The sequence below is a fragment of the Pseudomonas sp. Seg1 genome (assembly GCF_018326005.1).
Taxonomy (GTDB): Bacteria; Pseudomonadota; Gammaproteobacteria; order Pseudomonadales; family Pseudomonadaceae; genus Aquipseudomonas.
The window spans coordinates 3,450,630-3,464,104 of record NZ_AP021903.1; the positions used below are offsets into that span (position 1 = coordinate 3,450,630).

General features: G+C 62.3%; 9 protein-coding genes and 1 pseudogene. All 10 read left to right on the forward strand.

Annotated features, from left to right (window positions below; all coding sequences use genetic code 11):
• The first annotated feature begins 3 nt into the window (after positions 1-3).
• The 10 genes and pseudogenes from treZ (at position 4) to KI231_RS15315 (ending at position 13,408) form a co-directional block, all read left to right on the forward strand.
• On the forward strand, positions 4-1,806 hold the full coding sequence (gene treZ / locus KI231_RS15270; protein ID WP_212808943.1) for a malto-oligosyltrehalose trehalohydrolase: 1,803 nt from the start codon (positions 4-6) through the stop codon (positions 1,804-1,806).
• Positions 1,803-3,881, forward strand: a complete 2,079-nt coding sequence (gene malQ, locus KI231_RS15275) for a 4-alpha-glucanotransferase (protein ID WP_212808944.1) — start codon at positions 1,803-1,805, stop codon at positions 3,879-3,881. The genes treZ and malQ overlap by 4 nt, the downstream gene beginning before the upstream one ends.
• Positions 3,878-6,645: pseudogene (locus KI231_RS15280) on the forward strand (malto-oligosyltrehalose synthase). Before malQ ends, KI231_RS15280 begins: the two are co-directional and overlap by 4 nt.
• Positions 6,646-6,673: 28 nt before the next feature.
• Positions 6,674-6,988 carry a DUF2934 domain-containing protein gene (locus KI231_RS15285; RefSeq protein ID WP_212808945.1) on the forward strand — a complete coding sequence of 105 codons (315 nt, stop codon included), beginning with the start codon at positions 6,674-6,676 and terminating at the stop codon, positions 6,986-6,988.
• A gap of 298 nt (positions 6,989-7,286) precedes the next feature.
• Positions 7,287-9,446: a glycogen debranching protein GlgX gene (glgX, locus tag KI231_RS15290; RefSeq protein ID WP_103302134.1), complete on the forward strand. Its 2,160-nt coding sequence runs from the start codon at positions 7,287-7,289 to the stop codon at positions 9,444-9,446.
• 1 nt (position 9,447) lies between these two features.
• Entirely contained in the window at positions 9,448-10,446 is a 999-nt protein-coding gene (locus KI231_RS15295; protein WP_212808946.1) for an acyl-CoA dehydrogenase family protein, read from the forward strand.
• Positions 10,443-11,213, forward strand: a complete 771-nt coding sequence (locus KI231_RS15300) for a PIG-L deacetylase family protein (RefSeq protein ID WP_212808947.1) — start codon at positions 10,443-10,445, stop codon at positions 11,211-11,213. Before KI231_RS15295 ends, KI231_RS15300 begins: the two co-directional genes overlap by 4 nt.
• Positions 11,210-11,809, forward strand: a complete 600-nt coding sequence (locus KI231_RS15305; RefSeq protein WP_212808948.1) for a class I SAM-dependent methyltransferase — start codon at positions 11,210-11,212, stop codon at positions 11,807-11,809. The genes KI231_RS15300 and KI231_RS15305 overlap by 4 nt, the downstream gene beginning before the upstream one ends.
• The gene (locus tag KI231_RS15310) at positions 11,806-12,492 is read left to right on the forward strand and encodes a glycosyltransferase family 2 protein (protein ID WP_212808949.1); all 687 of its coding nucleotides are present in this window, start codon (positions 11,806-11,808) and stop codon (positions 12,490-12,492) included. The genes KI231_RS15305 and KI231_RS15310 overlap by 4 nt, the downstream gene beginning before the upstream one ends.
• A gap of 157 nt (positions 12,493-12,649) precedes the next feature.
• Positions 12,650-13,408 (forward strand): PIG-L deacetylase family protein, encoded by a 759-nt coding sequence (locus KI231_RS15315; RefSeq protein ID WP_103302139.1) that lies wholly within the window; start codon positions 12,650-12,652, stop codon positions 13,406-13,408.
• Positions 13,409-13,475: the final 67 nt, after the last annotated feature.

Consider the following 13,475-nt stretch of genomic DNA (forward strand, 5'->3'; position numbering starts at 1 on the left):
ACGATGCCGTTACGGACCCAAGAGAACTGGCCCCACGGCGCGATCAAGCTGGACGCCGAACACACACAATTTGCACTGTGGGCACCTGACGCGTTTTCCGTAAGCGTCGAACTGCAAGATGGCCAGTCGCTGCCGATGCTGCCCCAGGCAAACGGCTGGTTCATGATCAAGGCCCGCTGTCCGGCGGGCACGCGTTACCGCTACAACATCGATGGTGAAATGGAGGTGCCTGACCCCGCCTCCCGCGCCCAGGATGGCGACATCGACCGCTACAGCGTGGTGGTCGACCCTGACGCTTATCAATGGCAACACACTACCTGGCACGGGCGGCCGTGGAACGAAGCGGTCATCTATGAGTTGCATGTCGGCGCGCTGGGCGGCTTTGCGGCAGTTGAACAGCATCTGGCGCGGCTCGCAGAGTTGGGTATCACCGCCATCGAACTGATGCCGATCGCACAATTCCCCGGTGACCGCAACTGGGGCTACGACGGCGTCCTGCACTACGCACCGCAAGCGTCCTACGGCACGCCGGAACAGCTCAAACACTTGATCGACACCGCCCACGGCCACGGTCTGGCGGTGATTCTTGACGTGGTCTACAACCACTTCGGCCCCGACGGCAACTACCTGAGCCGCTACGCCAAAGGCTTTTTCCGCGAGGACAAGCACACGCCATGGGGCGCCGGGATCGATTTTCGGCGTCGTGAAGTTCGCGAGTTTTTCATCGAAAACGCACTGATGTGGTTGCTGGAGTATCGCTTCGACGGCTTGCGTCTGGACGCCGTACACGCCATTGAGGACCCGCGTTTTCTACGAAAACTGGCGCAGCGCATTCGCCAACAGGTTGATCCCGGCCGCCATGTCTGGCTGACCGTCGAGAATGAGCTCAACCAGTCGAGCTTGCTGGAAGAAGACTACGACGCGCAGTGGAACGACGACGGCCATAACGCCCTGCACGTGTTGCTGACCGGGGAAACCGACGCCTATTACGCCGACTATGCGCTGCAACCCACCGAACAGTTGGTCCGTTGCCTGAGCCAGGGCTTCGTGTTTCAAGGCCATATCACCCGTCACGGCGAACCACGGGGCGAGCCGAGCGAACATCTGCCGTCGACCGCGTTCGTCCTGTTTCTGCAGAACCACGACCAGATCGGCAACCGCGCTTTCGGTGAACGTCTGCATCAACTGGCCGATCCGCGCGCCTTGCAAGCGGCGACGGTGTTGTTGCTACTGTCGCCGATGATTCCGCTGATGTTCATGGGCGACGAGTTTGCCGCCGAACAGCCGTTCCTGTTTTTTACCAGCCATCACGGCGAACTGGCCGAGTTGGTGCGCGAAGGCCGGCGCAACGAATTCGCCGGGTTCAGCGCCTTCACCGATCCACACAAACGCGAGCAAATCCCCGATCCCAACGACGAACGAACCTTCCAGACGTCGCGCCCCGAACTGCTCGGCAACGGCACGCCGCAGCAACAGGAAACCCTTGCGCTGTACCGGGAACTGCTGCAATTGCGCCATCGCTACATCATCCCCAATCTTTCCGGCACGCAGGCGCTGGGCGCGCACATGCTCGGCCACGCCGCCGTCAGCGCACGCTGGCGACTGGGCGATGGCAGTGAGCTGCGAATCGACCTGAACCTCAGCGATACGGCAGTGGTCAACCCTCCACGGACCGGCGCGGTGTGGCTGTTTCAAAAGCCACCTGCGATCGAAATGTCGGATGAGGGCCTGTTGCCCCCGTATTGCGCGCTCGTCAGCCTCACGGCCGCAACCCCTCTGCAACCTCTGAATGGAGAGCGCCTATGAGCGATGCGCAACTGGAAATTCTGGCCAGCCGGGCCGGCCTCGCGGTCGACTGGATCGACGCCAACGGCCGCCCGCAAAAAGTCGCCCCGGCGGTATTGCGCAATGTCCTGATCGGCTTGGGCCACCCCGCCAGCACTGCCCAGGAAATCGACGCCAGCCTGCTTGAACTGCAACAAGTCCAACAAGATCGCCATTTGCCGCCGCTGCTGACCAGTGACGTCGGTATCGGCGTCGATCTGGCGCGCTATTTCAAACCTGAGACGCCGTGTGAGATCCACCTTGAGGACGGTTCGCGAATGAACCTGAAACTCGACGCCGAGGCGATACTGCCCGGCCTGATCCCGGTCGGCTATCAGCAGGTTCACATTGACGATCAATACTTCACGCTCGCCGTAGCGCCGGAGCGCTGCTTCAGCGTCGGCGACGCGGTTGACAATCCGATCCCCCGCGCCTGGGGCCTGAGCGTGCAGTTGTATGGCCTGCGTCGCCCCGGCGATGGCGGTTTTGGCGACACCCAGGCCTTGGAAGAACTGGCTCGCGTGGCCGGTGAGCGCGGCGCCGACGCCCTCGCGATCAGCCCGTTGCATGCAATGTTCAGCGCCGACACCGGACGTTACAGCCCGTATTCGCCGTCCAGCCGTCTGTTCCTCAACCCGCTGTATGCCGCGCCGGGCGCGATTCTTGGCGAGCGCGCCTTGCGCGATGCCATCGAGGCCACCGGTCTGGAGGAGCAACTTGCCCAACTGGAAAGCCTGAAACTCATCGACTGGCCCGCCGCCGCCGAAGCCAAGCAGAAACTTCTGCAAGCCTTGTACGAGGGTTTTGTCGCCGGCGATCACCCGCTCCACCCCGACTTCGCCAGTTTCCGTCACGCCGGTGGTGAAGCACTGGAGAACCATTGCCGCTTCGAGGCCATTCAAGAGATGCGCGCCGCCCGCGGCGAAAGCCTCGACTGGCGCGAATGGCCCGAGCATTGGCATGACCCACGCGGCGCAGCCCTTGGAGCGTTTGCCGAGGAGTACGCCGAGCGCATCGGTTACTTCGCCTTTTGCCAGTGGCTGATCCACCGGTGCCTGGAACGCGCGCAAACCACCGCACGCAGCGCCGGCATGGGCATCGGCCTGATCGCCGACCTCGCGGTCGGTGCCGATGGCGCCGGCAGTCAGGCCTGGAGCTTTCAGGACGAACTGCTCGCCTCGCTGACCGTTGGCGCACCGCCGGACATCCTCAATCGCTCGGGTCAGGGCTGGGGTATTTCCGCGTTTTCCCCGGAAGGCCTGATCCGCAATGGCTTTCGCGCATTCATCGAAATGCTCCGCGCCAACTTCGCCCACGCCGGTGGCCTGCGCATCGACCATGTGATGGGCCTGCAACGGTTGTGGGTGATTCCCAACGGCGCGGCGCCCGCCGACGGTGCGTATCTGTATTACCCGGTGGATGATCTGCTGCGTTTGTTGACCCTCGAATCCCATCGTCATCAAGCCATCGTGCTCGGTGAAGACCTCGGCACCGTGCCCGACGGTCTCCAGGAAAAGCTCATCGCCCGTTCAATGCTCGGCATGCGCGTACTGTTGTTCGAACAGGACAACACCCATTTCAAACCGATTCTCGACTGGCCCGACAATGCGCTAGCCACTACCAGCACCCACGATCTGCCGACGCTCAACGGCTGGTGGCATGGCCGCGACATCGACTGGAATGCACGCCTGGGTTTTGTCGATGCCAACGGTGAAATCGAATGGCGACGCCACCGCCAGCGTGAGCGCGAAGGTCTGCGCGGTGCGCTGAGTCAGGACCCGCAGAACTTCCGCGAAGAGTCCCACGAGGCCGATCAAGTGGTCGACGCCAGCGTGCGTTTCCTTGGCCATACCCGAGCGCCGCTAGTGCTGCTGCCGCTTGAAGATGCGCTAGGCATTGACGAGCAGGCCAATCTGCCGGGGACCATCGACACGCACCCGAACTGGTCGCGGCGTTTGCCGGGCACCAGTGAGGCGTTGCTCGACGGCGCGGATGCCGCGCGACGTCTGGAACTTCTGGCGTGCGCGCGCCTGCAGGCTGCCGAGCGTGACCAATGAATCAATCGCTTATCCAACCATTGCGCGCCACCTTGCGCCTGCAATTTCATAAAGGCTTCACCCTCGAACACGCGGTGCCGCTGGTGCCGTATTTCGCCCGGCTCGGCATCAGCCACATTTATGCCTCGCCGTTGCTCGCCGCACGCGCCGGTTCGATGCACGGCTACGACGTGGTCGACCCGACGCAAGTCAACCCGGAACTGGGCGGCGAACCGGCGCTGCGGCGGCTGGTCAACACCCTGCGCGACCACGACATGGGCCTGATTCTAGACATCGTCTCCAACCACATGGCGGTCGGCGGCAATGACAATCCGTGGTGGCTCGACCTCCTCGAATGGGGGCGCTTGAGCCCCTACGGCGAGTTCTTCGACATTCAATGGCACTCGCCGGACCCGTTGATGGAAGGCCAGTTGTTGCTGCCGTTTCTCGGCAGTGACTACGGCGTGGCGTTGCAGGAAGGCACGCTGAAACTGCAGTTTGATGCGCAGCGCGGCAGCTTTTATGTCGAGCACTACGACCATCACTTCCCGATCTGCCCGAACGATTACGCTGATTTGCTTAACGGTGACGATGCGCTGAGGTCACTGGCTGAGCGCTTCAGCGCGCTCAGCGACCAGAACGACGCGCATTCACTGGCCGTTCCTTTAAAGGAAGAACTGCGGCAATTGGCGAGCGATCGGTCGGCGCTCGACGCCATCCAGCGCAACCTCACGGCCTACGATTCCACTACCGATGAAGGCTTCCACAAGCTGCATCAATTGCTGGAACGGCAGAGTTACCGCCTCGCCAGTTGGCGCACTGCTGCCGACGACATCAACTGGCGGCGCTTCTTCGATATCAATGAGCTCGGCGGTCTGCGCGTCGAACGCCCGGCGGTGTTCGAAGCGACTCACGGCAAGATCTTCCAGTTGATCGCCGAAGGCCTGGTCGATGGTTTGCGCATCGACCACATCGACGGCCTCGCCGATCCACGCGGCTACTGTCGCAAATTGCGTCGCCGTGTCGATCTGCTCGCACCGGGGCGGCATCTGCCGATCTACATCGAGAAGATCCTCGGCGACGGTGAAACGCCGCGCCGCGACTGGGCGGTGGACGGCACCACCGGTTACGAATTCATGAATCAGCTGTCGTTGCTGCAACACGATCCGGACGGCGAACACATCCTCGGTGACTTGTGGCAACGCCGCACCGAGCGCCCTGCGGCGTTTATCGAAGAAGCGCAATTGGCGCGTCAGCAGATCCTCAATGGCTCGCTGGCCAGCGATTTCGAAAGCGTTGCTCAAGCCTTGCTGCAGGTCGCCCGCGATGACCTGATGACCCGTGACCTGACCCTCGGCGCGATCCGTCGGGCGTTGCAGGCGCTGATCGTGCATTTCCCGGTGTACCGCACTTACATCAGCGCGATGGGTCGCTCGGCCCAGGATGAAGAATTCTTTCAGCAGGCCATGGACGGTGCGCGGCAGACGCTGGGCGAAGGCGACTGGCCGGTGCTCGATTGTCTGGCAGCCTGGCTCGGTGGCACGCCGTGGCGACACAAGCCCCGAGGCCGTTCACGAAAAATCCTCAAACATGCATGCGTGCGTTTCCAGCAACTGACGTCGCCGGCGGCCGCCAAAGCCGTGGAAGACACCGCGCTGTATCGCTCCGCCGTGCTGCTGTCGCGCAATGACGTCGGCTACAACACCGAGCAATTCAGCGCACCGCTCAGCGACTTCCACGCCCTCAATCAGCAACGCCTTGAGGCGTTCCCCGACAACCTGTTAGCCACCGCCACCCACGATCACAAACGCGGCGAAGACACCCGGGCGCGTCTGGCCGTGCTCAGCGAGCGCAGCCATTGGTATGCCGAGCAAATCGAATTGTGGCGTGCCCTCGCCCGGCCGGTGCGCAGTGACGAGCAGATGCCGTCTACCGGCGACGAGCTGATTTTGTATCAGGCCCTGATCGGCAGTTGGCCGCTGGAGCTGCGCGACGATGATCAGGCCGGATTTGCCGACTACGCCAAACGGATCTGGCAATGGCAGCAGAAAGCGTTGCGCGAAGCCAAGTTGCAAAGCAGTTGGAGCGCACCGAACGAGGCCTATGAAAACGCCGCGCAATCGTTCACCGAAAAACTCCTGACCGGTGATGAAGGTGAACTGCTACGCGCGGCGCTGAGTAAAACCGTCAACAGCATCGCGGCGGCGGGTGCGCTGAATGGCTTGGCGCAAACCTTGCTGCGCATGACCGTGCCGGGGGTACCGGATCTGTATCAGGGCAACGAGTTCTGGGACTTCAGCCTGGTTGATCCGGACAACCGCCGGCCGGTGGATTACGCCGCTCGCGAGCAAGCCTTGCAGGCACCCGTGCCGGTCGGGGAAATGCTGTCGAACTGGCGTGACGGGCGCATCAAGCAAGCCTTGATTGCCCAGGTGCTGAACCTGCGTGTCGAGCACGCCGAGTTGTTCCGGCGGGGTTCGTATCAGGCCCTTGAGGTACTGGGCAGCCGGGCGCACAACGTGCTCGCGTTTGCCCGTGAACATGAGGGAATGCAAGCCATCGTGATCGTGCCGGTCCGTTGCGCAACCCTGCTGGAAAACAGTGCTGTACCTCAGGTCGATGCGCTGCGCTGGGGCGATACGTGGGTGGTTTTACCGTTCGCCGCCTCCGACACAAACCTGAAGGGACTTTTTTCGAGCGGCGCAGTCACAAAAAACAGGGAGCTGAATATCAGCGACGCGCTGGGGATGTCCCGGTCAATCTCTTTATCCAACACTTAACGTAAAGCATGAGTTCAGTTCAGGAGCATTGCGATGAGCACCGACGATAAACGCATCCGCGAATTCGCCTATCAGATCTGGGAGTCGGAGGGTAAACCCGAAGGCCAGGAAGATCGCCACTGGGAAATGGCGCGCAAGCTGGCCGAAGCCGAAGCCCTGGCGCCGAAAAAATCGCCGAAGGCGGCGGGCAGCAAGGCTGCCGGCAAAACCGCCGAGGTGAAAGCACCCGCCGCCAAACCCAAAACCCCGGCCAAAGCCAAGCCAGCAAGTGCTGCGAAAGTGATTCCCCCGGGCGAGAAAGCCGTCGAGAAAAAGCCGCGAGCTGCGCGCAAGCCCCCGGCGAACTGACGCTACCCGTTTTATTGAACTGAACAACCGTGTGGCGGGCTTGCTCGCCACAGAGGGCCAACTCGTCCTCAAAAAATACTAACCGCCATGTGGGTGAAGACCTCTGTGGTGAGGAGATTTATCCCCGATGGGTTGCGAAGCGACCCCAAAAACAACAAATGCGGAGCATCTGCCACACCGCATCCAATGGTTTTGCGACTGCTACGCAGCCGATCGGGGATAAATCCCCTCACCACAAAATCACTCTGCCACAGGTTCAGGTTTAACCGAACGACCCCCGATTTTTGCAGGAGCAATCATGACCCGACCAAACAAAGCCGAGCCCGTCACGCACGCCGAACCCTCGAGAATCCGCGAAGGCCTGCCCTTCCCGCTCGGTGCGACCTGGGATGGCCTGGGGGTGAACTTTGCCCTGTTCTCCGCCAACGCCACCAAGGTCGAACTGTGCATCTTCGACGACGCAGGCGAGGTCGAACTCGAACGCATCGAACTGCCAGAATACACCGACGAGATTTTCCACGGTTATTTGCCCGACGCGCATCCCGGGCTGATCTACGGCTATCGCGTTTACGGCCCGTATGACCCGGCCAACGGTCATCGCTTCAACCACAACAAATTGCTTATCGACCCGTACGCCAAACAACTGGTCGGCGAGCTGAAATGGTCGGAAGCGCTGTTCGGCTACACCATCGGCCATCCCGACGCCGACCTCAGTTTCGACGAACGCGACAGCGCGCCGTTCGTGCCCAAGTGCAAGGTCATCGACCCGGCGCACACCTGGGGCAACGACCACCGCGTCAGCATTCCTTGGGACAAAACGATCATTTATGAGACCCACGTGCGCGGCATCAGCATGCGTCACCCGTCGGTGCCGGAGAACGTGCGCGGCACCTTCGCCGGGCTGATGGTCGATGACGTGCTGGAACACATCCGCAAACTTGGCGTGTCCACGGTCGAGTTGCTACCGATCCATGCCTTCGTCAACGATCAGCATTTGCTGCACAAAGGCATGACCAACTACTGGGGTTACAACAGCATCGCGTTCTTCGCCCCGGACCCGCGCTATCTCGCCAGCGGCAAGATCGCCGAGTTCAAGGAAATGGTCGCGCACCTGCACGAGGCCAATCTGGAAGTGATCCTCGACGTGGTCTACAACCACACCGCCGAGGGCAACGAACAAGGCCCGACCCTGTCGATGCGCGGCATCGACAACGCCTCGTACTACCGACTGATGCCGGATGACAAACGCTTCTACATCAACGATTCCGGCACCGGCAACACGTTGGACCTGAGCCACCCGTGCGTGCTGCAAATGGTCACCGACTCGCTGCGCTATTGGGCCAGCGAGATGCATGTCGACGGCTTCCGCTTCGATCTGGCGACCATTCTCGGTCGTTATCACGACGGTTTTGATGAGCGCCACAGCTTCCTCGTCGCCTGCCGTCAGGACCCGGTGCTGCGTCAGGTGAAAATGATTGCCGAACCTTGGGACTGCGGCCCCGGCGGCTATCAGGTCGGCAACTTCCCGCCGGGCTGGGTTGAGTGGAACGACAAATTCCGCGACACCGTGCGCGCCTTCTGGAAAGGCGATGACGGCCAGGTCGCCGACTTCGCCAGCCGCATGACCGCGTCGGGCGAGATGTTCAACCAGCGCGGACGGCGGCCGTATTCGTCGGTGAACTTCATCACCGCCCACGACGGCTTCACCCTCAACGATCTGGTGTCGTACAACGACAAGCACAACGAAGCCAACGACGAGAACAATCAGGACGGCAGCAACAACAACCTGTCGTGGAACCACGGTGTCGAAGGGCCAACCGACGATCCCGAAATCAATGCGCTGCGCCATCGGCAGATGCGCAATTTCTTCGCCACCCTGCTGCTGTCACAAGGCACACCGATGATCGTTGCCGGCGACGAATTCGCCCGAACTCAGGACGGCAACAACAACGCGTACTGTCAGGACAGTGAAATCGGTTGGGTCAACTGGGACCTGAGCGAGGACGGCAAAGCCCTGCTGAAATTCGTCAAACGCCTGATCAAGTTGCGCCTGGCTTACCCGATCCTGCGTCGCGGCCGCTTTCTGGTCGGCGAATACAACGAGGACATCGGCGTAAAGGACGTGACCTGGCTCGCCCCCGATGCCACCGAGATGACCACCGAACATTGGCATGACGCGCACAACCGGTGCCTGGGCATGCTCCTCGATGGCCGTGCACAGGAAACCGGCATTCGCCGCAAGGGCGCCGACGCGACCCTGCTGCTGGTGGTCAACGCCCATCACGACATCGTCAACTTCACCTTGCCGGAAGTGCCTGAAGGCAGTTTCTGGACCTGCATGATCGACACCAATCAGCCGTCGATTCGCGGTCAGGAACGCTTCGACTTCGGTCACGAATATTCAGTCACCGGCCGTTCGTTGCTGCTGTTTGAACTGCAACGCGAAGAAGAAGATTGATATGGAACTGCAGAACTATCTCGCGCGCCGGCCACCGGACTACGCCAACATCGTAGCCCTCGGCGGTTGCCTGCGGGCGATGGTCGAGGCCGGGCTGGATCGTTTACCGCTGCCGGGCAGTGGCCACACGCTGGAGCGCTTCCGGCATCTGGCCGATGTCGGCGGACATGATCTGGGGCTGTGCAAACTCTATGAAGGTCACACCGACGCGCTGTCGATCATCGAGCAACTGGGTGGTTCGCCAACGCCGGGTAGCACCTGGGGCATGTGGGCCGCGGAACCACCGCAGGCGCGGGTACAAGTGCGCCCCGCCGGGCACATGGTCGCGCTGCACGGGCGCAAGGCCTGGTGTTCCGGCGCGGCGGTGCTCAGCCATGCGCTGCTCACCGCGTGGGATGCCGATGATCAGCAGCAACTGGTGGCGGTGGCGCTCGATCAACCGGGCGTGAGCATTACCGATCAAGGCTGGCAAGCGGTGGGCATGGGCGCCACCGGCAGCGTCGAAGTAGTGTTCGAGGGCGCCGAGGGCCAAGCCATCGGCAACCCCGGCGACTACCTGCAACGCCCGGGTTTCTGGCAGGGCGGGATCGGCATTGCCTCCTGCTGGTACGGCGCCGCGCGGCAGATTGCCGAGGCGCTGCGCCAACACTGCGCGCAACATGAAGAGCCGCACGCCCTTGCCCATCTCGGCGCGGTCGACGCGGCGTTGCAGGCGGCGGCCGATGTCCTGCGCTTCAGCGCTTTGCACATTGATGCGCACCCCCAAGCCAACGCCGAACTGCTGGCTCGGCGCGCCCGCGCAGTGGTTGAACAGTCTGCCGAGCAAGTCATCCGTGATGTCGGTCGCGCACTGGGTGCCGGGCCTTACTGCAAGGATCGGCATTTCGCCCGACTGCTCGCCGACCTGCCGGTCTTCCTGCGCCAGAGCCACGCCGAACGCGACCTCGCGGCCCTCGGCCATATCGTCGCCGCGCAACCGAAAGAGGCATGGACGCTATGAACGCCGTCAAAAAAGATAATCCAATCGTCGGCCAAGGCACGACCCTGCAGCAATGGCAGGGCTCCCGACATCTGGCGCAACTGCAACGCATCGACATTCTTGATCTGGTGCCACCGGGCTCGCGTGCGGTGGTCATCGCCCCGCATCCCGATGACGAAGTGCTCGGCTGCGGCGGCTTGCTGCAACTGCTCGCCGCCGCTGGCCGTCCGTTGCAGTTGATCTCCGTGACTGACGGCAGCGCCAGTCATCCCGGTTCCGAACGCTGGCCCGTCGAACGCCTCAGCATGATTCGCCCACAGGAGTCCGCCGAAGCATTGCGCCGGCTAGGTGTGCCCATGCATCGCCTGAAATGGTTGCGCGGCGGCTTCAGCGATACGCAAGTGGCCTCTCAAGAACAGGCACTGAGCGAGTTTATCGAACGCCACCTGCGCCCCGATGATGTGGTCTTCACCACGTGGTGCGAGGACGGCCATTGCGATCACGAGGCTGTCGGCCGCGCCAGTGCCGAGGCGGCGCAAAGAGTCGGTGCGACTTGTCACGAGTTGCCCGTGTGGACTTGGCACTGGGCAACGCCCGAAGACGCCGCTGTGCCGTGGCAACGGGCGCGCAAGATTCTGTTGTCGCCGGCGCAGGTGGCGCGCAAACGCCATGCTGTACATGCCTTCGCCAGTCAGCTCGAAGGCGATCCCGAAGCAGGGCTTGGTCCGGTGCTGGCGCCCTATGTGCTAGATCGCCTGCTGCAGCCATTCGAGGTGGTGTTTCTATGAGCGTCGAAGATCGCTACTTCGATGGCCTGTTCGCCGGCAACGACGACCCGTGGGCCTTTCGCGAGCGCTGGTACGAGCAACGCAAACGCGCAATCACTCTCGCCGCATTGCCGCGCCCGCATTACCGCTCGATTTTCGAACCGGGCTGCGCCAACGGTGAGTTGAGCGCTGAACTGGCCACGCGCTGCGACCGCTTGCTGTGCTGTGACACGGCGAGCACCGCGGTCAAACTGGCGACCACCCGACTGAGCCTGTTTGACCACGCTCAGGTGCGGCAAAGTCGCTTGCCAAGTGATTGGCCGGAAGAAAAATTCGACCTGATTGTATTTAGCGAAATCGGCTACTACCTCGACAGTAAGGATCTGACAGACGTGATCCGCCGGATCACTGATTCCCTGACGGCCGACGGGCAATTGCTCGCCTGCCATTGGCGCCCGCCCATTGATGATTGCCCGCTGAACGCACGGCAGGTTCACGACTTGATCCACGAGCAACTCAAGTTGCCGCGTCTGGTGCTGCATCAAGAGGCGGATTTCATCCTTGAAGTCTGGAGCCGTGAGCCCCGTTCGGTGGCCGCGCTGGAGGGTTTGCGATGATTGGCATTCTGATTCCGGCGCACAACGAAGAGGACCTGCTCGATGAGTGCCTGAGCGCCGCCATGCGTGCGAGCCGCCACGGTTTGCTCGCGGGCGAACCGGTTGAAGTGCTGGTGGTGCTCGACAGCTGCACCGACCGCTCGGCACAGATTGTAGATAACTACCCGGTGCTGAGCCTGCACATCGACGCGCGCAATGTCGGCCAGGCCCGCGCTGCCGGCGCTCAGGTGCTGTTGGAGCGCGGCGCCCGCTGGATTTCCTGCTCGGACGCCGACAGCCGCGTCGCCGATGACTGGCTGGTGGCCCAGCTCGGACTGGGCGCCGACGCGGTGTGCGGCACCGTCACGGTCGAGCGCTGGCACGAGTCATTCGATGCCGCGGCGCAAATCCGCTACCACCGCCACTACCGCGCCTGCGATGGCCATCGGCATATCCACGGCGCTAACCTGGGCGTCAGCGCTGATGCCTATCGCTGGGCCGGCGGCTTTAAGCCACTGGCGTGCGATGAAGATGTGCAACTGGTGCGCGAGCTGGAACTGGTTGGCGCAAACATCGCCTGGAGTTATCGCCCGCAAGTTCACACCAGCGCTCGTTTCGACAGCCGTGCGCGAGGCGGATTTGGTGACTATTTGCGAAAACTGGCACAGATAGAGCAAAAAAATACGGATCAGATTGATCTGTGACGCGACGAACGTCACTTCATGAGCAATACTCTGCTGCGCGGCAATCCAGGGTTCGGAGCGTCGCACCGCAATCAACCAGCCTTCACGGGTCGGCCGCGCCAGATATTCATGGCCACGGGCACGACTGAGGGCGAGACCACACAAGGACGTCGCACCCATGAAACCGTTATCGCTCACCGAAAACAGTCCGTCGGCGCAAATCTGGAACAGCGCCCCGCAACTGGACAACATTCCTGTCATCAACACCCGCAGCCTCGTGCCACCCGGCGCCCGCGCCGTGGTGATCGCCCCGCACCCCGGCGATGAAGTCGTGACCTGCGGCGGATTGCTGCAATTACTTTCAAGCCTCGGCCATCCATTGCAGTTGCTGTCCATCACCGACGGCAGCGCCAGTCACCCCGGTTCCCGGCAATGGTCGGAAAAACGCCTGAGCGTGTTTCGCCCGCAGGAAAGTGTCGAAGCCCTGCGCCGTCTCGGTCTGCCAATGCACAGCCTGAAATGGGTGCGCGGCGGTTTCACCGACAACGCCCTGAACGATCAGCACAGCCAGCTCACCGAGTTCATCGGCCGCTACCTGCGCCCCGGCGACGTGGTGTTCAGCACCTGGCGCGGAGACCGCAATGACGATCATGAAGCGGTCGGTCGCGCCAGCGCCGAAGCCGCCGAACTGGCCGGTGCGACCTTCCACGACGTGCCGGTCTGGGCATGGCACTGGCCGGAGCGCGACCAAAAACTGATCCCCTGGGAACGCGCACGCAAACTGCGCCTCGATACCTGGACCGTCGCGCGCAAAAGCCACGCCACCCACGCCTACGCCAGCCAGCTCAAAGGCGAACCGGCCATCGGCATCGCGCCGATGCTGCCGCCGGTGATCCTTGAGCGGATGCGTTTGCCGTATGAAATTGTCTTCGTCTGAACGACTTCAGGCCCGCCCTGTGTAGGAAATGCGGAGGCTGCGCCCCTTTAAACTCCGCTTTTTCCTA

Bases quoted from the DNA above. Each gene is read 5' to 3' on its own strand.
- treZ (WP_212808943.1), top strand. From the start codon at position 4: ATGCCGTTACGGACCCAAGAGAACTGGCCCCACGGCGCGATCAAGCTG.
- malQ (WP_212808944.1), top strand. From the start codon at position 1,803: ATGAGCGATGCGCAACTGGAAATTCTGGCCAGCCGGGCCGGCCTCGCG.
- KI231_RS15285 (WP_212808945.1), top strand. From the start codon at position 6,674: ATGAGCACCGACGATAAACGCATCCGCGAATTCGCCTATCAGATCTGG.
- glgX (WP_103302134.1), top strand. From the start codon at position 7,287: ATGACCCGACCAAACAAAGCCGAGCCCGTCACGCACGCCGAACCCTCG.
- KI231_RS15295 (WP_212808946.1), top strand. From the start codon at position 9,448: ATGGAACTGCAGAACTATCTCGCGCGCCGGCCACCGGACTACGCCAAC.
- KI231_RS15300 (WP_212808947.1), top strand. From the start codon at position 10,443: ATGAACGCCGTCAAAAAAGATAATCCAATCGTCGGCCAAGGCACGACC.
- KI231_RS15305 (WP_212808948.1), top strand. From the start codon at position 11,210: ATGAGCGTCGAAGATCGCTACTTCGATGGCCTGTTCGCCGGCAACGAC.
- KI231_RS15310 (WP_212808949.1), top strand. From the start codon at position 11,806: ATGATTGGCATTCTGATTCCGGCGCACAACGAAGAGGACCTGCTCGAT.
- KI231_RS15315 (WP_103302139.1), top strand. From the start codon at position 12,650: ATGAAACCGTTATCGCTCACCGAAAACAGTCCGTCGGCGCAAATCTGG.